The following is a 20646-nucleotide window of genomic DNA, read 5'->3' as shown; positions in this document are numbered from 1 at the left end:
AATCGCTCTTCATTTATAATTAATCAACCACATGAAAACAAAACTAGCGATTATAACTTCTCAGAAGGCTGGATGGAAAACGATACGATATCGTGTGGAAGCATTTTTTAAAAATAGTCCGGATTTCGAAGTCGAAACCTATCATTTGGAAGATTATTTCCCCAAGCTGAGAGCTTGGTTAAAGAAGAAAAACAAGCTGCAAACACTGGGCTTTGTTTTGGCGGGGCGCGCCGCGGTCAATCGTGCGCTGAAGAATCAGCCAGACGTAATCTTTTTTACGACCCTGCACGACGCGATGTTAATGCCCATGCGGAAGGGGGTGCGCTACTATATTTACAGTGATTGTACGCCGCAGCAATTAACTCGGCTCAACTACGAGAATAAAAGTGAAGTAAAGTTAAATGCCATTCACGACCTGTATGAATATTTTATCAAGCGCAAGGCCAAGGCGGGGGCGCAGTTTTTATGTTTTTCGCAATGGAATTGTGAGGGTTTGACGTCGGGCTATGGGATCGATGCGCAATCTGTATTTTATTTTCCACCCTTGGTGGATACTGAGAAATGGAAGCCGTCTCCCGAGAAAACATACAGCAAACCTTTAAAAGTGCTGTTTGTGGGCGCAGATTTTCGACGCAAAGGGGGCGACCTTATCTTAGAGGCTGCGGCTAAGGCTAGCCGCTCGGACTATGAGTGGCACTTTATGACGTCTCATCCTATCGATGATTCTGCAGAAAACATCTATCATCACCGTCAGGTGGATGTGGGGGACGAACAGCATCTTCAGATTTTTCGAGATGCAGATGTCTTGGTTTTACCGACTCGCGCGGATGCACTTGGTATCGTGATCATCGAAGGCTTTGCCTGTGGTCTACCTGCGATTGCCACAAATGTGGGAGGCATTTCAGGCCTGATTGACGATCAGCAGAATGGATTTATTTTGAAAGAAAATCCGACATCGGATGATCTTTTGAAGGCATTGGGCCAATATCTGGATAACTTTGAATTGCTGCGCTCCCACGCAGAGCATGCGCGTGCAAAAGCTGAATCCACGCTAGATGAACAAACCATGATGCAGTGGCTGCACGATCTGATGGTCGCCGTTGATGGCCCAGTGAAATCTTAATTCAGGAGTTAGGAGTTAGCCAAGGTTCAGCGGGCATCCATTTGCACCACTTTGATTTCAGCATTAGAGGTGGAGCTGATCAGGGTGCTGGCAAAGGGCAGAGGGTTGTTGATGGCGGTCGCCAGTTTCGCGGCGGTTGCTGTGGCGATGGCAACAGTGCGGCTGCTGGAAAGGTTGCGTTGATTCAGGGCTACCAGTGCGCTGGGCACACTGGGATTGAAAGCCGTTGATTCGGCGGCTCGACCTGAGAAGAACTGGCCATTCAGGCATTCGAGCACAAAGCCCTCAGGTGAGCGACTGTAGGGGGCATAACTGCGTTGTGCTGCGTTGATTGCGCGCTGTTGCGAGGTGTTTGGATTGGGTTTGACCGCTTCCAATGCCACCGGGGTGCTGTCCAAGAGTCCGTTACCTTTACTGCGAGTCTCCCCAAACGCGTATGGCAATAGTTCACTGAGTGTGTAGATGTGGGCACCGACATGGATGCCGACAGTTTCACTATTGGATAGCTCGCGCAGGAACTGGCGGCAGTGGCCGCAGGGTGTTTCGGATACGTGCAGTGCCTGCACTTCATGCTCGTTATGCATCCATGCATTGAGTATGGCCGATTGCTCCGCGTGTAAGGTTGCGTGCAGTGGCATGCCTTGAAATTCCAGATTTGCGCCCAGATAGAGATTGCCCGACGCCGCTACGGCAATCGCGCCTACTGCAAAGCCTGAGATCGGGTGCACCGAAAATGCGGCCGCCAGCGGCAGTAATTGTGCCGCAGCGGTGGAGGGCATTTCTGTCAGCTGACCACTAAAGCCCGGGGCGGTGATCGCTTGGCGTATCCTGGCGGCGGTGGCGCTGTCTAAGCCTGTGAGGGCACGGTCGATGGTTGAATCAGTCAAGGCCATGCGAATTTTCGAGTCGTTTGCTTATTTGAGAAAGCGAATGGTGCAAGGGTAGCGGTAGAGCACGCCTTCGTTTGCTTTGAGTGCGCCGATAATCGTGTAGATGACCACGGCAATGATCAGAAGTGGCAGTAAGAAGAGTCCTATGACGATAAAGACCAGTAGGCCGCAGAGGATCCCGTAGATCGTGGCAGATATTTGAAAATTGAGCACCTCCTTGCCCGTTTCGTCGACGAAGGCATCTTGATCTTTTTTGGTGATCCAAATGATAAGAGGGCCTAGTATGTTACCCAGTGGAACACCCAGCAAGCCGATGAGGCTAAGTAAGTGGCAGAGCATCGCCATGGACCGATCACCGTTGGGGGCACCAGAACTTGTCTGGGGACCGCTTTGCATCTCATCGACAATCTCAATCGGAGTTTCGTGGTCGGACTCGTGGTTGTTTTCAGTGCTCATAATCACGTAAGCTAGAAAGACTCGCCTCAGGTGCAATCCGAAATCACCCCATCGGCTGACGTATAATGGTTTTCCAGTTCTTGGGGGCGGCGCGTCGAATGTCGCTTAGGTAGATTTCGTGATGTTTACCGCGGAGTGTATGCCCGGAGTCTGCGATGAACTGGTGCAGACGCTCGACTGTGGGGCCTTCCTCGTCGAAGGGGCCGATGTGTAGGGTCTGTGCGACCAGGCCTTCGGTAAATGGCTGATAGCGCAGAGCGTCCAATGCAGGCAGCTTTTTCTTTGCACGCACACGCTTCAAGGCTTCTTCAAACAAATCGGCATCCACACAATCGGGCTGCAGGATCATCATCGTCCACAGCCAGCGATCCTTGCGCCGGGTAATGAAGTCGGACATATCTTCTGCCCACCAGAGTCCCTCCAGGGGCATGACCCCGTAGTCCATCCGCTGAAGCTCGCGCTTGACCATGAATTTCATGGTGTATGAGACGGTAAATAAGGCCTGAATCGCGGCGATATAGGATTCAGACTCCGGTTCGCCAGCACCATCGACCATCAGGTAGTGCATCGTCGGCACGTCGACCGCGTCAATCCGTTTGGCGGAGGGTTTATACAGTGCTTTCAGCTCGGATTTATAATCTACTTTGGGGAGCATCGAATGTGTGGTGTGTGGTGATGGCTGCTTTGAAGCGCAGGAAAAACGAATACGGCATAAAAGCCAATGCTTTAGGTGAATTTGTTGGCGTGTAGCGCTTATTTTGCTTTTGTGTCAGGCATGCTTCGATTTCTGAGTTTTTCGGTTTTTATCTTCGGGTGTGGGACGCTGGCACATGCCTTTCATTCGCTTGAATTAAAAAATGGCTCGTCTGTGCAAGGGGAACTTGTGTTGGAGCGAGCCGATTCAGTTTATGTTGACCTTGGATTCGACGTGTTGGCGATTCCCAGAGCGGCAATTTCGCAGGTCAAGGCGAGGGATGCAGAAACGGGGGAGCTGCCCACCATAAAGAGTGGGGCGGATACGCTCTATCAAGTTTCGGATCATCGAGGGGATCAGACGATCCGCGACTGGGTCGATGAATTGGGGGAAGCGGTGGCGCTGGTGCAGACGCCGACTGGCCTGGGCTCGGGCTTTGTGATCCACCAAGATGGGTATGTGGTGACCAACGATCATGTGATCGCGGGGGAACATCGCATTTCAATTACAGTGTTTAAAGAGGGCAGTCATGAGATGTCTAAGGTGACCTACGATAATGTGCGCATCGTGGCGACTAGCTCGGAGTTGGATCTGGCCTTGCTTAAAATTGAAACCGAGTCTGCGGAGCCTTTTGTTACTGTGCCGTTGGCTGCGGTCGATGAGGGCTTGCGGGAAGGCCAAACAGTATTTGCCATCGGCAGTCCACTGGGGCTGGATCGTACTGTATCAGAAGGTATCATTAGTGTGGCCAATCGAGTGATTAACGGGCGTCTGTATTTACAAACCACTACGCAGATCAACCCTGGCAACTCTGGCGGGCCTTTGTTTAATTTGAAGGGTGAAGTGGTGGGCGTGAATAATATGAAGATCGCTGCGGTGGGGGCCGAAGGCTTGGGCTTTTCGATTTCCTCCAGTATACTGAAATCTTTTATCGATAATCGCGACGCCTATGCGTTCGATCCTCGCAATCCGAATGCAGGTTTTCGCTATCTAAGTCCGCCTAAAGTCAAATAGCGAAGCCTCTGAGCGAGATTGCACGGAACCGACTCACACTTTTAGCACTCTGGAATTTTTGAATTAAACTATGTGTAGCAAATTATATTGGACGACTTTTCTTGTAGGCACGTGCATGGCGACACTCTCGCTCTCGGCCGCGCGCTTGACTTCGCTGACTGAAGACGATGTCGATGTCTATCTTTCGATGCGTAGCGTAGCGGATGTGCGCACGCTGTGGGACTCGCACCCATTTTCCAGAGTGATTGAAGATCCCCGTCTACAGACTCTTTTTGAGCCTTGGGTGGAGCTGTATTCGAGCGAGGAAACCGATACCGAGGAGAGCCTGACCGCAGTCTTGGAAGATGAGTTTGGTGTGACTTGGGATGAGCTGTTCGACTTGTTTCCCGGGCAGATCTCGATGGCTTGGTTTAATGTGCCAGAGTTATTGCTGAAGCGGGCCGAGCGGTCGGATGTGCTGGTAATGGCCGAATACGCGGGCGATTTTGAGCAATTGGATGCGCTCATGCATGTGCAATTTGAGCGCAATGCCAAGAGTCAACAGGAGATCAACCCCGCCGTGGAGCATACCATGATCGAAGAGAGCTTCATGGGGGAAACTTTATACTTCGACGAGACATTTGATGGTGAGAAAACCTATATCGAAGATGGGTATGCGCTGGTGGATGGGATTTTTATTTTGGCCACGCCGGAGGATCGTTTGCGTTCCGCAGTGGAGGCGATTAAGGAGGGGCCTGATCGCTCGCTAGTTGACAACGCGGCGTATTTGCGTGCGCGCGAGGAGGGGGGCCGCGGAGATTTGGAGTTATACTTGAATTTGGAAGCTGTCATGCCTCTCTTGAACGAGGCATTGATTGATAAGTTTATGCTCGGGGGCGCGTTTATGCTGGGCTTGAATGCCGAGAGCATCGACCAGATGCTCTCTTTGGAAGCGATGCAAGGGGCGTTTGTGGACATCGATTTGGTCGAGACCGGCTTGCAGATGCACAGTGGGATGGTCTATCGCGAGCAAGCTGGCTTACTTCGTTTGCTCGCCTATACGGATGAGCCGATGCCCGAGGCGCGTTATGTGCCCGCTGGGGTCTTTTCCACTTCGATCACCAATCTCGATGTGGGGGAGATGTTGACGCGATTCGAAACCTTGTTGACTACAGCAAGCCCCAATTTGCGGGCTCAGTTCGACTCGCAATTACAAGTGATGCAAACAAACACCGGTGTGGATTTTCGTTCTGCACTATTGGAGAACTTTGAGGGGGGCGTTGTCTCTCTTTCGTTGATGCCCGAGTCGGGACAGGCGGCAGGAGCGATCGCGGAGACGGAACAGGTTTTTGTGCTCGGGCTCCAGAATGCGACGGCGCTGTCTGATGCCTTGGAAGCCTTGAAAGATTTAGTGCCCGGATTTCGAGAGCAAATTTTGACACAGAACTTTGCGGGACAAACAATCTATAGTTTTCAAGCGCCAGCAGCCGCGGGTTCAGGTGTAAGTTATGTGATTACCCGCTCGCAACTGATCGTCAGCATCGGTCAAATGGGACTGCTGCAAGAAGTGCTCACACAACTGGAATCCGGCGACGATGGCTTTTGGCAATTGGCGGAAACTGAGGCCCTGTTTGAATCGATCGCCCGGCCGCGTGCGGTGGCTCGATCTTTTGTGGATATAGAAAAGATGGTCTTGCCGATTTTTCAATCGATCGTGCAAGCGAGTCAAATGGCTGCGGGCGATTCCGCCTTGGATGTGCAGCGCCTGCCATCGGAGCTGCCGTTGCCGTTTTATATGATTTCAGAAACCAATCAGGCTGCGGACGGCATCTTTAATCGCTCATATATACTACCACGAGAGGATTCGAAATAATGAGGAAGTGTCATACGATATGCGCACTGTTATGGGGCAGCTGTGTGGGCAACGCATTGGCTGCTGAGACTGCGGCCCTCCCTTTGGGGTTTGGTGAACCACAGGTGATTAAGCTCGACTGGTCAACGCGCGCGTTGCAGGTCAATGATTTGGATGGAGATGGTCGTCTGGATCTGGCGTTGATTAATAATGATTCCGCTCAAATTGAGTTACTCTATCAGCGTCATGACGAGGAGTCGCGGACTGAGTCCAAGCGTCGTTTTCAGCGTGACCGATGGGAGCCGACGCTCTCGGATGCGGGCTTTGATGTTGAGAAGATTACAGTCGGATTTCCAATGTTTGATTTGGGTGTGGGCGACTTAAATGGTGATGGCAGAGTCGACCTGGCGTATACCGCGCGTGATGTGCCGCTGACGATTCGCTTGCAGGGAGAGCACGGGCAGTGGTTGAATTCGCAGGAGTTTGATGGTTTTGATGCCTTGGGGTGGCAGAGCACTGTAAAAGTTGTCGATCTGGATGGGGATGGTCAGGTCGAGCTGGTCGTGTTGAGCTCCGATGCCGTGCGAGTGTTCGAGCGTGATGACTCCGGCGGACTACAGGAGCCGGACGTGTATTTCATTACGGGGGAAAACCCGTTTAACTTGGAGCTGGTGGATGTGACGGGCGACGGCTTGGCGGAGATTTGCTACATTAGCACGGAAGGAAAACAGTCCTTGGTGGTGCGTGAGCAAGTCCGCGATGGTGGATTTGGTGAGGAGCGTCGTTTTATTTTAGAACGCCCCGTGCGTATGTATACGCCGCTGCTGGCAGGTAAAAAGCAGTCTCTACAGTTTGCCTCGGTCGACTCACGTAGTGGCGCGTTGGAATTTTTTGAGATTTTGTCCGCGAAGGACGCGGCTGGAGCACTTCCCTTACAGGGAGTTCAGCCACAGATATATCCGGTCTTCAAGAAAGTGCAGGAAGGCGCACGCTACGCCCTGGGTGATTTAAATGGCGATGGGGAGCCAGATCTTCAAGTGGCCAATCCAGCCGGTTCAGAGCTGATGATTTTTTTGAAAGAGGAGGGCCGATATCTAGCTTCGAAAAGTTTCCCCTCATTCTCGGCGATCTCCTCGCTGACCGCGGGGCGATTTTTCGACTCCAAACAGGATGCCGTCGTTGCTTTGAGTCGCGAGGAGAAGCATCTCGGAGTGAGTCAGTATGATTCGAGTGGGCGTCTATCATTCCCCCATTTAATTGAAATTGGAGAAGGCGAGCCCCTGGTCTGTGAGGCAGTCGACTTAGATGGAGATGGTCATGCCGAGCTGGCGATTGTGAACGAATCGAAAGCGGGCATGCAGCTAGTCATCGCCCAGCCGGTGCATCGCCGCAAATTGACTTCCGAGTGGGAGATTGTCTTGCAGATGGACTTGCGGGATGCGCGCCGTAAGCCCAGCAGTATTCGGGCGCTCGATATCTTTGGCGAGCGGGGCCCCGGACTGATGCTTTGTGTGCCACGTGAGGCGCCGATTTTACTCGCGCCCAAGCTGGACGGAGCGGCGTATGAGCTGGAGTTTGTGGGTGAAGGTTCCAGTGTGCGCGAGAGTTTACTCAAAGATATTTCGCCGGCTCAGATATCTGTGGTGGATGTGGACGGCGATGGTTTGAATGAACTGGTAGCCGCACGCACGGGGTTTGCGCGTGCGATACGTTATCACGAGGGCAGTTTGGAAATGGTGGACCAATTTAATGCCCGCCGCAGTGGGGATGTTGTGACGACAGTGATTCCTTCCGTAGATTCGAAAGGTCTGTTGCAGGGGCTGGTGTTCTATGTGCCCAAGGAGGGGGAATTCCAATTTTTGAGTCGCGATGACGATGGTGTGCTGCGTTATCAGCATACTGAAGCGGCGGGATCGATTAACCTTTCCGGCTGGTCCAAATTAACAAGTCGCAAGGGAGGCACAGAGGCTTACTTGCTCTATGGGGATGATCGTTTTTGGTATTTTGCCGAACAAGCGGAGACTTGGAATATAGAAGTGGGCACTGGCTTTGAGACTGAGTTGGAAGATGTGTATTTTAGTCATGTTGCCGAGGCCGACTTTGATGCCGATGGCTATACCGACCTTGTGGCAGTGGATGGAAATGAGCATGTCGTTGAAATCTTGCGTGGTGGCTCCGCCGGCGTGCGTAGCCAAATGTATTGGGAGATTTTTGAGCAAAACATGCATTACCAAGGGCGCACAGGCGCTAAGCTAGAGCCGCGCCAGACCGTGGTCGCTGATTTGAATGGTGATGGTCGACAGGACTTTGCTTTTTTGATACATGATCGGATCATTTTCTACCTGCAAGAATGACCCGAAAATTACATTTCATTTGCTTCGTGCTGGGGGCACTCAGTTTGTTGGGAGGGCTTAGCGCATGTCGTGAGCGATCCACCGAGGACGAGCATGTGCTGCGTGTGGGGCTCATCGTTTCTTTGACCGGGCCCGCTCGTTATTGGGGGCTGGTCACGATGCGAAGTGCGCAAGTGGCCGCCCAGTATTATAATGAGCGCGGCGGTTTCGATTTGGACGGTGAGAAAGTGAAAATCGAGTTGGTCGTGGTCGATGATGCGTTCGATTCCGTTCAGGCGGCAAGAGTGGCACATAGTATGGTGTCGGACGGGATTCGCTATATCATCGGGCCGCTTGGCGATTCGACACTCGCTGCGGCGGGGCGAGTCTTGGATGGGAGTGGTGCTTTTTATGTGCACTACGGCTTTCATCGAGAGGTTCAGAGCACCAGCAGCTTAGGCGTTTTGGGGATGCCGCTTCCGGAGCAGAGTTTACCGGTTATGTTGCGGCACTTGAGAGATCAGCAAGGAGTCGAGCGAGTGTTGGTCATGGCATATGGAACGGAAGAAGGTGTCCGCCAGAAAGGGATTGCCGAGCAAGTCGCGATCAATGAGGGACTTCAACTTGTTCAGTTGGCTCGTTATGATGTCTCCGAAGAGACTTTCGATGTGAGCCTGGATCCCGGGCGCATTCAGCGCAAAGTGCGGCGTGTGGCAGATGCGGCGCCGGAGGCGTTGATCGTAGTGGGCTGTCCTCCGGAGGCATTTATTGTTTTGGTCGACCGCTTACGCAGTGGGGGCTATGCTGGGATTATTGGTACGCAAAACACGCAGGACCCCGAATATCTGGCGAGACTAGGGGAGGCAAGTGAGGATGTCTACTATGTGGGAGGGGCACCGCCTGATGCATTGCGCAGTGACTATTTTGAGTCTCTACGCGACCGATATCTGGATCTTGCTGATGAGTGGGATGAAGAAGCGAATACCAAATTATATGCATTGGAGTTTATTTTAGCCTGTATTCGTGTTGCAGGTTTGGACGCTTTAGAGGAGACTTCGGTCATGTACCGCGTGCTTCCCGAATTTAGTTTCGAAGACCCATTTTATCGGGAACCTCAGCAGGTCTCGTTGCTTGGGGGGCAGGACGAGGGGGTGCCACTTCAGTTGCAAATTCCGATTCGTATCTCCAGAATGTCGGGTGGGCAGGCGATCGTCGTCGAGGAGGCGAAGCGCGTGCGCCCCTAATATTATGAGGATTTCCACCAAGATTGCGATCGCCCTGGCTGGAGCTATATTGCTCTTTGCTGTTTTTTTGGGCTTGAGTCGCTACGTGATGGATGAGGTGCAGCATCAGGAACGTCGTCTGAATTTATTGCATGTGGTTTCACGCGAAATTTCGAATGTCGTGATCGGGAATCGTATCTATCAGGAACGTTTAACGGGTGCTTCTTATGTGCAGGATTCTCTGGCGGCCACTAAGCGTGCCCTTAGTCAAGTGTTGGCCGAGGGAGACCAGGTGGAGTCGATTTTTGTCAATGGCATGTTGGAGCGAGTGGATGAGTTTATCGAAGTCTTTTCAGGCCTCGTTCAGAGTAAAGATTTTCTCTCGGAACTGGATCAACGCGTGCGCGAGGATGTGATCAGGTTTGGTGAGATCAATGTGGAGATGCAGGATGTATTGCTGGAGCGACACGATCAGTTGCGAGAGGAGAATGCAGCTCAGCAGGCGTATAAACTACTGGAACGCTTATTGTATACAAATGGACAATTATGGGGCTGGCTGAATCGGGCGGTGAGTGTGATCGATCGTGATTTATTGTTACAGAATGACTTAAGCCGCTTTCAGGCAAATTTTCGCACCGCTCAAATTGCCTATGAGCAGGCGATCGATGAGTTGTTGGTATTGTTGGATCAAGCAGATCTGGGGGGCGTCGATGGGTATCAGGACTTGTTGCATGATCTCAGACAGGGCTTGAGTGCCGTTTCGATCGAATTCGCGGTGGCTGCGAAGTCGGAGACGGAGGCCGTGGAGCTGCTGGAAAACCACGGAGCGCGCTTGCGTGATATGGTGAGTCGTCTGATTGAGCGTGGGCAGCAACTGAGTCAGCGGCAGAGTGAACGTTTGGTGCTAATTTACTGGTGTTCGGCCATTATTTTACTCGGCAGTGCCGTGGGGCTTTCTATCTGGTTTTCTATGAGTATCAGTCGTCCGATCAGCCAGCTTCGAAAGAGTTTTAATGCGGTCGCGAGTGGTAATTTTAATCTACAAGTGCCCGCGACGGGTAAAAGTGAGCTGGATGATCTCGCGCGTGCCTTTAATGATATGACCGAGAAGCTGCGGCGCAGCTACGCGGAGGTCGAGGAGAAGGTGCGTAAACGCACCAAGGAGTTGCAAATGGCGACGGTGCGTTCCCGCAAGTTGGCAGACGCTGCGCAGGAAGCCAATATGGCGAAAAGTGCCTTTTTGGCGACCATGAGCCATGAAATTCGCACTCCGCTCAATTCGATTATTGGCTTTAGTGAAATGCTGCAGGATACGGATCTGGACGAGGATCAACGCAGTGATCTCAGTTCGATTCGTAGCTCCGGGAATATTTTATTGGAGCTGATTAACGACATTCTGGATCTTTCAAAGATCGAGGCCGGCAAGGTCAGCCTGGAGCTTGGCCCTGTCTGCTTGGATGAAATGGTGAACGAAGTGATTAGTTTATTTAAACTCAGCGCTGAACGATGTGGGGTGACGATGCAGGTGGAAGTGGCCGATTCGGTGCCTGCTACGATCCATTCGGATCGCACGCGTATTCAGCAAGTGCTGAACAACCTGATCAGCAATGCGGTCAAATTCACTGCCAGCGGCATGATTTCTGTCAAAGTGTGGACCACCACGGAGGGCCTGGCTCCTAGCCGCAGGCGGCACTACATTTCTGTGCAAGACACCGGAATTGGGATACCTGAGGATAAGATTGAGGAGGTCTTCCTTGCGTTTACTCAGGCCGACTCCTCTACGACGCGCAAGTATGGGGGCACTGGCCTGGGCTTAGCCATCAGTCGCCGTATTGTGGAGATGCTAGGTGGGGAGATTTCAGTGCAGAGTGAGCTCGGTAAGGGGAGCACTTTTACAGTCTTCATCGAGGACGCGGACACGTCTGAGGAGGATACACTCGGCGAGGCGCTCGAATTGACAGAAGATGACGAGTTGAACTTTAAGTCCTTGCCACGGATTCTGGTAACCGAAGACGATCCCACTAATTACAAGTTGACGACTAAAATTCTTGAGCGTTTTGGCCTGACGACAAAGTGGGCGAAGAATGGGCGCGAAGCGGTCGAGATGATTACTGAGGAGGGCTTTGATCTCATCTTTATGGATTTACAGATGCCTGAGCTCGATGGGATCGGAGCGACTTATGAGATCCGGGAGCAGTTACCTGTCGTCGAGCAGCCCTATATCGTGGCCTTGACTGCAAATGCCTTAGGTGAGACACGAGAGGCGTGTCGGGATGCGGGAATGGATGATTTTGTGACCAAACCCGTCACGATGGAAGACCTGAAAGTCGCCTTACTCCGTTATAGCAGGCGCGCTTAGCCGCTTATTAGTTTTCTCGGCGTTGTTTCCGTTTCTCGGCAAATTGGCGTCGGCGCGCCAGTTCGCGCATGTCGACTGCAGGATCATCGTCTTCAAAGATTTCCTGGCCGATGATTTGTTCAATCACATCTTCCATGGTGATCACGCCTGACATAGAGCCAAACTCATCGACTGCGATCGCTAGCTGCTGGTGGTTTTTAAGGAAAGTTTGTAGGGCATCGGAGGCCGCCGCATTATCCGGCACAAAGATCGCATCGTTGGCTAGTTCCTTGATTTGCTTGCTTTGCTTGCCCGCAGCCATGGCACCGAGAATATCCCGTCGGCGTACGACTCCGGTGATGTTGTCTGTCTGCTCTTCATAGATGGGAATGCGTGCGAAGGGGATGTCCTTACTTTTTTGAGCAGTGAGGCAATTGTTTCGTGCCCATCGATGACATAGGCCACGGTGCGTGGAGTCATGATTTGGTTGACCAGTAATTCGTCGAGGCTGAGTGCGTTGTTGATCATGTCGCGCTCATTGGCGGTGAGCGTGCCTTCCTTCGCGCTTTTCTCGGCCAATAGTAAAATTTCTTCGTCGCTATCGGTGGTGCTTTGAGGGGGGCGTAGAGTGAAGCGCACAATGAAGCCGACCACGCTGGATAGGGGGGCCATCACCGCGCAGAGCCATACAAGTGGAAAAATGAGGACCGGTTGCAGTGTCGGCCGATACAGCACACCTACGTTTTTGGGGATGATTTCTGAGAAAAAGAGAATCGCGAGCGCCATTACCGTCGATATCTTGAGCAGTATATTGCTGTCTTCCGGCCACATTTGGACGGCCAGTCCGCCCACCATGGTGGCGCCCAAGGTGTTGGCGATGGTATTGAGGCTCAATATGGCCGAACTGGTCTCTTCAAGGCCGAGTTTATGCTTTTCCAGCTTCTGACCTCGTTTCGGATGAGATTTTTTTAAGCCTTCAATCTCAGCAGTCGTCGTGCTCAGGATCATAGCTTCCAGCACGGAGCAGAGGGCGGAAATGCCGATAGTGAAGGCGATGGCTAGGATAAATGCGAAAATCATTGGCAGGGTGCATCTTGAGTCATGTCATTTTGACATGCGTATAGGTTACAAGCGCACGGATGACTAGCCTTGATGGCGCTCTCGCACTGAGTTTCAAGTATTAATTCATAGAAACTGCACTGTGACATTCTCGTCACTCGCTCTGCTAAAGACTTGACCGCCTTTTCGCCTAGGTGATACTGGCTCTATTCACATTATGATATCAAGTTTACTGGCATGAAAGTTACCCCATTTTTCACCTCTATTTCCATTGCATTCGCTTCGTTGATTTTCACGGGCTGTGCTTCATTTGAACGCGGCGTGCCTCAGGATGTGGTCATTCTTTCCTTTCCTACGGAAGCGAGTGTTTATATTAACGGCGAGGCGACTGGCATTACTCCGATGGAAATTGCGCTTCCGCGCAAGTTGACCCACGAGATTCGCTTGGAAAAAGCAGGGTATAACCCCGCTGTTAAATATTTCACGCCAGTTCCGAATGAGAAGGCAGAAAACTTCATTCGTTTCGGCTTACAGGAGGACCTCGGTTACTACGTAGATCTTGAGCCCGGCACGATGAAAGCTGAGTTGAAGAGTGGTTTGGTACCGCATTCCACCGGAGGGGATCCTTTTGAGCGCATGGCGCAACAAGCGCTGGCAGCCGATCGTCAGCTTGAGGCTGGGGAAATTACGCCGCTGGAACACAAGTATATTATCGAGCAGATCCTAGAGTTTTTCGAGGCGCAATCTTAGTCGAGCGACTTCTGCTGGCTGAATTTGTTTTTCTGACTCGCTTTTCGTGTTCGCCGTATTTTCATAGACTGCATGAGTCAAGTCCTCGAAGCCCTACTATATACTAAAGATCATGAGTGGATCCAGGTTCACGCAGACGGCACTGCCACGGTTGGAATCACTGATTACGCACAAGAGAGTCTTGGCGATATCACTTTTGTTGAGTTTCCCTCTGTCGGGGAATCATTCTCTGCGGGGGAAACGTTCGGGGTCGTTGAATCGGTTAAAGCAGCCTCTGATCTTTTTATGCCAGTGGATGCTGAGGTGATCGAGATTAATGAGGATGTGGATTCGGAGCCGGAGTTGCTCAATAGTGATCCATACGAAAAAGGTTGGTTGCTGAAGATCCGCCTTAATGACGTTTCACAGACTCAAACTCTGCTCAAGGCTGATGCCTACTCTGAGCTGATCTAACGCTCAATTTTTGGGGATTCGTACTGATTTTTATAGGTGCGATGCATCCGCGCGGTCAGCGGAAAATATTATGACAGCTTCGCACAAAGATACCACCCCGTCCTGGACGGTTGCAGATTCTGAAAACTATTACGGCCTCAAGCGTTGGGGAGGCGGACACTTTTCAGTGGACGATGAAGGCTTTATGCAGGTACATCCCCTGTGTGACCAGCGTAGTATCCGTATCCACGATATCGTCAAAGAGGCGGCGCAAAAGGGGCTGAAGCCACCCCTGACGGTGCGCATTCAGGATCTTTTGCATACACGTGTGATTCAGCTGAATCAGCTCTTTCGTGATGCGATCAAGGATGAGAAATACGATGGCCGCTACCGAGGCGTCTTTCCTATTAAGGTCAACCAGCTGCGTGAAGTCGTTGAGGAGATTCAAGATGCGGGGAAGCCCTTTAACTATGGGCTGGAATGTGGTAGCAAGCCTGAGCTGATGATCGCCATCGCGATGCATAAGGATCCGAAGTCTTTGATCATTTGTAACGGTTATAAGGATGATGAATTCATTCGCTTGGCATTGCAGGGCTTACGATTGGGCAAGGAGATTTATTTGGTCGTGGAGCAACTCAGCGAGGTGCCCCGCATCATTCAGATATCTAAAAAGTTGGGCGTCACTCCGCGGATTGGCTTTCGCATCAAGTTGTCCACGGTTGGCGAAGGGAAGTGGGCCAGCTCATCCGGTGAGGATGCGAAGTTTGGCCTGACGAGTCCAGAGATCATCGACGGTGCGCGACGTCTCAAGCGCGCTGGCTTGGTTGAAAGCTTGCGGCTGATTCATTTCCATATCGGCTCACAGGTGCCGAATATTCAGACGATTAAAAAGGCGACTGTTGAGGCGGCCCGTTTTTATTGTGAACTGAAAAAAATGGGATTTCCCATGGAGTTAATGGATGTCGGTGGTGGTCTGGGGATCGACTATGACGGCTCTCGTAGTAACTACGAAAGTTCCATGAACTATACCATGCGTGAGTACGCTCGCGATGTGGTTTATAATATTAAGTCGGTGTGCCAGGATGCGGGCATCGATGTGCCGGATATTGTGACTGAAAGTGGTCGTGCTATTGTGGCGCCGCACTCGATTTTAATTACCGAGGTTTGCGACCGAATTTCCAAAACTGCAGTGCCACCACGGCCGGCCTCTAAGCGTAAAAAGATCAATCCTGTGCTGCGAGATTTGCAGGCAAATCTGGATAATGAGCACGGTTCTACCCCATTGGAGCGTTACCACGATGCGCTGCAGAAGAAGGAAGAGGCCAATCATTTATTCAGTCTCGGTTATTTGGATCTGGCTGAGCGGGCACAGGCCGATTCGACCTATTGGGCGATTTGCCAGGAATTGTGCGAACAAGCCAAGCATAGCCGCTATACGCCAGAGGAGTTGGAGAGCCTGCCTCAAATGATGGCGGAGCAGTATGTTTGTAATTTTTCGGTCTTTCAATCACTGATTGATCACTGGGCTTGTAAGCAGCTATTCCCGGTCGCACCCTTGCATCGTCTCAATGAGTCGCCGGATGTCGATGCCACTCTGGTTGATATCACTTGCGATAGTGAGGGGAAGGTTTCGTCTTTTACCGATGTTGAAGATATACGACACACCTTGCGCTTGCACGAGCTTAAGCCTAAGGAGCCATACTACCTCGGAGTGTTCTTGGTGGGGGCCTACCAAGACATCATGGGAGATTTGCATAATCTCTTTGGTCGTGTGAATGAAGTGCACGTATTCCTCGAAGACGATGAGGAGGATGGCTTTTACATTGAGGACAGCATTAAAGGTTTCACCGTGAATGATGTGATCGGTTTTACTCAATACGACGGTCATATACTCACGCGTTTGATGAAAAAACAGATTGATCGCGCGACCAAGGCCGACGAAATTAAGCCACGAGAGGGCACACGCATGCTCGACGAGTATGCCGAATTATTGCGTGGGCACACCTATCTCGCGACGTAGATATTTGGTTCCTACATGCAATACCCACCGCAACTGATTGATTGGCCATCGCTCGCTCAGGCTTTACAGCAGCGAATGGGGCACACGTCGATTGAGCCGGCGGTGCGGGTGCGCTTGCAGGACGCCGGGCCCGTTTTAGTGGCTTGCTCGGGCGGTGCGGACTCGGTCTTCATGCTTTGTATTTTGGTCGCACGTGCAAAGGAGTTGGGGATTCAAGTCAATGTGGCGCATTATAATCACCGCTGGCGCGACGAAGATTCTGATGCCGATGCTGCGTTTGTCGAGTCGCTGGCCGATGCCTTGGAACTTCCATTTTTTAGTGATTTTCGTCCTGACTACGAGGCCGCCTTTACTGAAACGACCGCACGTGCCTTACGCTTGGAGTTTCTGCGCAAGGTCGCGAAAGAGCGGGATTGCCAGGACATTGCCTTTGGGCATCAGTTGGACGATATTCTAGAAACACAATTGCAGCGGATTGTGCGTGGGTGTGCATCGGATGGTTTGGCCGCACCGAGGCCGGTTTCTAGTTTCGAGGGGCATCCCACTCACTTGCGCCCTTTGTTGCATTTGCGTGCCGGTGATGTGCGCATGGCGCTGCACGTGACGTCTGCTATTTGGCGTGAAGACAGTTCGAACGATGACGTTAGCATTGCGCGGAATGCCTTGCGACAGCAGATTATTCCGGATCTGGCGGAGGCACTGGGACGTGATCCCTCGGTGGGTGCGGCCCGTACTCGCCGTTTATTGGAAGAAGATGCCGCGGCGCTGGATCTGCTCGCTCGTCAGTATTTACCTCAGGCTTATGCGCATGCACTCAGCTTGGCGCGTGCTGCCCTGCGAGAGGTGCCTACTGCGTTATTACGCCGTGCGCTTGCTGAGTGGTTGAATGGCCATGGGCTGATTAGTTCGGTGGGGGCACCGGCGATGGATATTTTAATCGAAGTTCTGCGTAGTGATCGCGAACGCTATCGTATGAGCGCCGGTTCGCATTATCTGATAATCGATGCGCAGTCGCTTAGCTGGGAACATGAAGATGCCGCTGCGCTGCAAGAGCCGCTGCGGCCTACGCTGTTGGGGCTCGGTGAGCCCGCGTTTTTATCGACAGGTGCACTCATCGAAGCAGAGGTGGTGGAGCTCAGCGATTCTTTGCGCCAGCAAGTTGAGTCCGGCGCTATGGACCCTCGCACTCAAGCCGTAATTCATTATGGTGGTGAGCAGTCTTATCGAATACGTGGATGGCAGCCGGGCGATCGTTTTCATCCGCTGGGTGCTCCTGGTGGAAAAAAGCTTAAGGATTGCTTTATTGACCGTCGTATCCCGCAGGCGGAACGAAAAACTCTACCCCTTGTCCTCAACGCATTGCAGGAAATTATCTGGGTGCCAGGATTTCCCCCCGCAGAAAGCTGCAAAATTTGTCCTTCAACGAAGAAGGCTCTTAGGTTGACTTACCAAACAAGAAAACCACTTTGACCCACTCATGCCATCAGAGAACAACAAGCCAAAAAAGAACGAACCCGGAAATAACGGCTCACCACAGCGCTTCCAGCCTAAGGTGTTGCTCGTCTATCTGGTCATCGTTGCTGCTATTTTAACGATTTGGTTCGCCAATCCCAGCGCAGGAACCAACGTCAAACAACTCACTATCAGCGAGCTCGTGCAAGCTGTCAAAGCGGGGCTCATCGCCGAAGGCGATGGCGTCATGGAGCCAGAGCCCTCCTATGGCCGCGATGGTTATGTTATCAGCGGAGAGATGACAAATCCTGCATTGGCGGAGCAGGTCGAGGGGGGCGAAGCTGCCGCAGACCTACCTTCCAAGCTACAGTTCTCTGCTCGTGGTCGCTTGACGGAGGATGACTTTTTGCTGGTGCGTGAAGTGCTCACAGAGAAGCGTGCGACCACTGGCTTGCAGGATGTTTTGATTAGTTTTCTGCCATTCCTGCTGATTATCGGTCTGCTCTACTTCCTCTTTGTGCGTCAGCTTAAAAGTGCAGGGAAGGGGGCCATGAGCTTTGGTAAAAGTAAGGCCAAAATGCTCACGCGCGAGAAAGGTTCGATTAATTTCAAGGATGTCGCTGGTTGTGACGAAGCGAAGGAGGAAGTCTCCGAAGTCGTCGATTTCCTCAAAGACCCCAAGAAGTTTCAACGCATCGGTGGTCGCATCCCTAAAGGCGTGCTGATGGTCGGCCCTCCGGGCACGGGTAAAACACTTTTGGCCAAGGCCGTCGCCGGTGAGGCGGAAGTGCCCTTTTTCTCGATCAGTGGTTCCGACTTCGTCGAAATGTTTGTCGGTGTCGGTGCCGCCCGCGTGCGGGATATGTTCGAGCAAGGCCGCAAAAATGCGCCTTGTATCGTATTTATCGACGAAATTGATGCCGTCGGGCGCCAGCGTGGTTCCGGTGTCGGTGGAGGCAATGACGAGCGCGAGCAAACGCTGAATTCTCTGCTGGTCGAAATGGACGGCTTTGACGGCCACGAAGGTGTGATCATCATCGCTGCGACCAATCGTCCGGACGTCTTGGATAATGCACTCTTGCGCCCGGGGCGTTTTGACCGCCAAGTCACCATCGACTTGCCCGACCTCAATGGTCGTCACGAAATCTTGTTGGTGCATGCCAAAAAGATCGCACTTTCTGATGAGGTCAACCTCGAGCATGTGGCGCGTAATACTCCCGGCTTTTCTGGTGCCGATCTGGCCAATCTCTTAAATGAAGGCGCATTGATCGCGGCCCGCTATAACAAGAAAGCGGTCGAGATGAATGATATCGATGAAGCCCGCGACAAGATCTCCTTCGGTCGTGAGCGTCGCCGTTTAATGGATGATGAAGATCGTAAGATTATTGCCTTCCACGAAGCTGGGCACGCATTGATTAAAGGTGTGCTCGACGATGGGCACATGCCCGTGCACAAGGTGACGATCATTCCACGTGGCCAAAGCCTCGGCTCCACCATGTTCATGCCGAAGAAGGATACGCTCAACCATTCCAAGCGCCGATTGATCGATGATATTTGTTGCACCCTTGGTGGACGTGCTGCGGAAGAGATCGTGCTGGGGGATATCACCAGTGGTGCCTCGGGCGATATCAGCATGGCCAGTCGCACCGCGCGTCACATGGTCTGTGATTGGGGCATGTCGGAGCTCGGTATGGTCGCTCTGGGAGAAAGCCAAGGCGGCGGATACCTCGGTCAAAGTGGCGTGAGCACTAAGAATTATAGCGAAGAGACCGCTCAGAAAATCGACGAAATCGTGCGTGACCTCATTCAAGGTCAATACCAACGTGCGCTTAAGATTTTGAACGATCATCGCCATGCGCTCGATGTGATTGCAGAGTCTTTGCTCGAACACGAGACGATCGACGGCAAGCACGTCTTAGAGATCATCGAGTTTGGCGAAATGCGTTCGCCCATCGTGAAGCGGATTATTAGCGCGGACGAGCCCGATGACGACGAAGAGGCTGACGGTGGCGAACCAAAGAAAGTCAATAAAGAGGACGACGGTAAAAGCGGCCTCGCTGGCGATGAAGCACCCGCACCTGCATAGACTATCGTCGATGCCATGAATACCGAATTCACCTACACCATCGAAGACCTCGGTAAGCTTCAGTTTGAGGGCACACCTCTTGCTGTGATCGGGCATCCGATTGCTCACTCGGTCAGTCCCGCCATGCATAATGCGGCGATTGCTAAAATGCGCCAGACTCACTCGCGTTTTAATGATTGGGCCTACTACCGCTTCGATGTTGCGCCAGAAGATTTTGCCGCAGCCATTCCGCTGTTTTTTAAGCATAACTTCCTTGGACTCAACCTGACTATTCCGCACAAGGTGCAAGCGATGGATTTGATTTCCGGCGTTTCGCCTGACGGCGAGCGTATGGGCGCGGTCAACACCTTAGTCTGGGGCGAGCACGGTTATAGCGGTTTTAATACGGACGGATACGGTATTAAGAACGCCGTTAAAGCGGACCTCGGTGTCGATCTTAAAGCCGCTACGGTGATTTTACTCGGTTCCGGTGGAGCTGCCCGTGCGGCGGCTGTGCAATGTATTCTCGATGGCTGCGCCAAGTTGTATATCGGAAATCGCAGTGTCGAGCGTCTCGACCAATTAATGCAAGTTGTGCGGGCGATGCCCGGTGGGGAGTGTGCCGAGGCCTTTGCTTTGGCTGAGCCTCCAGCTGGACTGCCCGAACGAGGTATCCTGATTAATGCCACTTCACTAGGCCTCAAAGGGACCGATCCTGCTCCTTTTGACGTCGCCAAGCTGCCTGCTGATTGGGTGGTTTACGATATGATCTATAATCCCGATGCCACTCGTCTCTTGCAAGAGGCGCGAGCACGTGGCCTACGCGCTGCCAACGGCCTCTCCATGTTGGTGCACCAAGGCGTCCGTTCGCTCGAAATCTGGTCGCATGCGGAGGTGGATGCCCACACCATGATGCGGGCCGCTTGCCATGCCCTTGACCTGCCACCGCGCAGCGATTGAACGCTT

The 20646-nt window shown here is 52.3% G+C and carries 17 protein-coding genes; 12 read left to right on the top strand and 5 right to left on the bottom strand.

Annotation, left to right across the window (positions count from 1 at the left end):
* Positions 1 to 31 precede the first annotated feature (31 nt).
* Complete coding sequence (locus tag SH580_RS04185) at positions 32 to 1123, top strand: glycosyltransferase family 4 protein (RefSeq protein WP_319833761.1); 1092 nt, start codon at positions 32 to 34, stop codon at positions 1121 to 1123.
* Between the two features lie 26 nt (positions 1124 to 1149).
* On the opposite strand, the gene cdd is transcribed toward SH580_RS04185, so the two are convergent.
* The 3 genes from cdd to SH580_RS04170 form a co-directional block, all read right to left on the bottom strand.
* On the bottom strand, positions 1150 to 2010 hold the full coding sequence (gene cdd / locus SH580_RS04180) for a cytidine deaminase (RefSeq protein WP_319833760.1): 861 nt from the start codon (positions 2008 to 2010) through the stop codon (positions 1150 to 1152).
* A gap of 27 nt (positions 2011 to 2037) precedes the next feature.
* Entirely contained in the window at positions 2038 to 2409 is a 372-nt protein-coding gene (locus SH580_RS04175) for a DUF4870 domain-containing protein (protein ID WP_345786245.1), read from the bottom strand.
* Between the two features lie 103 nt (positions 2410 to 2512).
* Entirely contained in the window at positions 2513 to 3124 is a 612-nt protein-coding gene (locus tag SH580_RS04170) for a GyrI-like domain-containing protein (RefSeq protein ID WP_319833758.1), read from the bottom strand.
* A 120-nt stretch (positions 3125 to 3244) separates the two neighbouring features.
* Here SH580_RS04170 and SH580_RS04165 point away from each other — a divergent pair, with 120 nt between their 5' ends.
* The 5 genes from SH580_RS04165 (at position 3245) to SH580_RS04145 (ending at position 11923) form a co-directional block, all read left to right on the top strand.
* Positions 3245 to 4177 (top strand): S1C family serine protease, encoded by a 933-nt coding sequence (locus SH580_RS04165; protein ID WP_319833757.1) that lies wholly within the window; start codon positions 3245 to 3247, stop codon positions 4175 to 4177.
* Between the two features lie 70 nt (positions 4178 to 4247).
* Positions 4248 to 6029, top strand: a complete 1782-nt coding sequence (locus tag SH580_RS04160; RefSeq protein WP_319833756.1) for a hypothetical protein — start codon at positions 4248 to 4250, stop codon at positions 6027 to 6029.
* A complete protein-coding gene (locus tag SH580_RS04155) occupies positions 6029 to 8362 on the top strand; it encodes an FG-GAP repeat domain-containing protein (protein ID WP_319833755.1) in 2334 nt (777 codons plus the stop codon). Before SH580_RS04160 ends, SH580_RS04155 begins: the two co-directional genes overlap by 1 nt.
* On the top strand, positions 8359 to 9585 hold the full coding sequence (locus SH580_RS04150) for an ABC transporter substrate-binding protein (RefSeq protein WP_319833754.1): 1227 nt from the start codon (positions 8359 to 8361) through the stop codon (positions 9583 to 9585). The genes SH580_RS04155 and SH580_RS04150 overlap by 4 nt, the downstream gene beginning before the upstream one ends.
* Before the next feature lie 4 nt (positions 9586 to 9589).
* The gene (locus tag SH580_RS04145; RefSeq protein WP_319833753.1) at positions 9590 to 11923 is read left to right on the top strand and encodes an ATP-binding protein; all 2334 of its coding nucleotides are present in this window, start codon (positions 9590 to 9592) and stop codon (positions 11921 to 11923) included.
* A gap of 7 nt (positions 11924 to 11930) precedes the next feature.
* Here SH580_RS04145 and SH580_RS04140 read toward each other — a convergent pair whose 3' ends face one another.
* The gene (locus SH580_RS04140; RefSeq protein ID WP_319833752.1) at positions 11931 to 12224 is read right to left on the bottom strand and encodes a CBS domain-containing protein; all 294 of its coding nucleotides are present in this window, start codon (positions 12222 to 12224) and stop codon (positions 11931 to 11933) included.
* Positions 12185 to 12982, bottom strand: a complete 798-nt coding sequence (locus SH580_RS04135; protein ID WP_319833751.1) for a CNNM domain-containing protein — start codon at positions 12980 to 12982, stop codon at positions 12185 to 12187. Before SH580_RS04135 ends, SH580_RS04140 begins: the two co-directional genes overlap by 40 nt.
* A 216-nt stretch (positions 12983 to 13198) precedes the next feature.
* Here SH580_RS04135 and SH580_RS04130 point away from each other — a divergent pair, with 216 nt between their 5' ends.
* From SH580_RS04130 to SH580_RS04105, 6 genes are all read left to right on the top strand, one after another.
* Complete coding sequence (locus SH580_RS04130; RefSeq protein ID WP_319833750.1) at positions 13199 to 13711, top strand: PEGA domain-containing protein; 513 nt, start codon at positions 13199 to 13201, stop codon at positions 13709 to 13711.
* 72 nt (positions 13712 to 13783) lie between these two features.
* Positions 13784 to 14164 (top strand): glycine cleavage system protein GcvH, encoded by a 381-nt coding sequence (gene gcvH, locus SH580_RS04125; protein WP_319833749.1) that lies wholly within the window; start codon positions 13784 to 13786, stop codon positions 14162 to 14164.
* A 70-nt stretch (positions 14165 to 14234) separates the two neighbouring features.
* The gene (speA, locus tag SH580_RS04120; protein ID WP_319833748.1) at positions 14235 to 16163 is read left to right on the top strand and encodes a biosynthetic arginine decarboxylase; all 1929 of its coding nucleotides are present in this window, start codon (positions 14235 to 14237) and stop codon (positions 16161 to 16163) included.
* Positions 16164 to 16178: 15 nt separating this feature from the next.
* Complete coding sequence (gene tilS, locus SH580_RS04115; protein WP_319833747.1) at positions 16179 to 17633, top strand: tRNA lysidine(34) synthetase TilS; 1455 nt, start codon at positions 16179 to 16181, stop codon at positions 17631 to 17633.
* 7 nt (positions 17634 to 17640) lie between these two features.
* On the top strand, positions 17641 to 19701 hold the full coding sequence (ftsH, locus tag SH580_RS04110; protein ID WP_319833746.1) for an ATP-dependent zinc metalloprotease FtsH: 2061 nt from the start codon (positions 17641 to 17643) through the stop codon (positions 19699 to 19701).
* A 15-nt stretch (positions 19702 to 19716) separates the two neighbouring features.
* On the top strand, positions 19717 to 20640 hold the full coding sequence (locus tag SH580_RS04105) for a shikimate dehydrogenase family protein (protein WP_319833745.1): 924 nt from the start codon (positions 19717 to 19719) through the stop codon (positions 20638 to 20640).
* Positions 20641 to 20646 lie beyond the last annotated feature (6 nt).

This window comes from Coraliomargarita algicola (assembly GCF_033878955.1).
GTDB classification, from domain to species: Bacteria; Verrucomicrobiota; Verrucomicrobiia; order Opitutales; family Coraliomargaritaceae; genus Thalassobacterium; species Thalassobacterium algicola.
This window is presented reverse-complemented; position numbering and strand designations above follow the sequence as displayed.

Bases quoted from the DNA above. Each gene is read 5' to 3' on its own strand.
- SH580_RS04185 (WP_319833761.1), top strand. From the start codon at position 32: ATGAAAACAAAACTAGCGATTATAACTTCTCAGAAGGCTGGATGGAAA.
- SH580_RS04175 (WP_345786245.1), bottom strand. From the start codon at position 2,409: ATGCAAAGCGGTCCCCAGACAAGTTCTGGTGCCCCCAACGGTGATCGG.
- SH580_RS04170 (WP_319833758.1), bottom strand. From the start codon at position 3,124: ATGCTCCCCAAAGTAGATTATAAATCCGAGCTGAAAGCACTGTATAAA.
- SH580_RS04165 (WP_319833757.1), top strand. From the start codon at position 3,245: ATGCTTCGATTTCTGAGTTTTTCGGTTTTTATCTTCGGGTGTGGGACG.
- SH580_RS04160 (WP_319833756.1), top strand. From the start codon at position 4,248: ATGTGTAGCAAATTATATTGGACGACTTTTCTTGTAGGCACGTGCATG.
- SH580_RS04155 (WP_319833755.1), top strand. From the start codon at position 6,029: ATGAGGAAGTGTCATACGATATGCGCACTGTTATGGGGCAGCTGTGTG.
- SH580_RS04150 (WP_319833754.1), top strand. From the start codon at position 8,359: ATGACCCGAAAATTACATTTCATTTGCTTCGTGCTGGGGGCACTCAGT.
- SH580_RS04145 (WP_319833753.1), top strand. From the start codon at position 9,590: ATGAGGATTTCCACCAAGATTGCGATCGCCCTGGCTGGAGCTATATTG.
- SH580_RS04140 (WP_319833752.1), bottom strand. From the start codon at position 12,224: ATGGCTGCGGGCAAGCAAAGCAAGCAAATCAAGGAACTAGCCAACGAT.
- SH580_RS04135 (WP_319833751.1), bottom strand. From the start codon at position 12,982: ATGATTTTCGCATTTATCCTAGCCATCGCCTTCACTATCGGCATTTCC.
- SH580_RS04130 (WP_319833750.1), top strand. From the start codon at position 13,199: ATGAAAGTTACCCCATTTTTCACCTCTATTTCCATTGCATTCGCTTCG.
- gcvH (WP_319833749.1), top strand. From the start codon at position 13,784: ATGAGTCAAGTCCTCGAAGCCCTACTATATACTAAAGATCATGAGTGG.
- speA (WP_319833748.1), top strand. From the start codon at position 14,235: ATGACAGCTTCGCACAAAGATACCACCCCGTCCTGGACGGTTGCAGAT.
- tilS (WP_319833747.1), top strand. From the start codon at position 16,179: ATGCAATACCCACCGCAACTGATTGATTGGCCATCGCTCGCTCAGGCT.
- ftsH (WP_319833746.1), top strand. From the start codon at position 17,641: ATGCCATCAGAGAACAACAAGCCAAAAAAGAACGAACCCGGAAATAAC.
- SH580_RS04105 (WP_319833745.1), top strand. From the start codon at position 19,717: ATGAATACCGAATTCACCTACACCATCGAAGACCTCGGTAAGCTTCAG.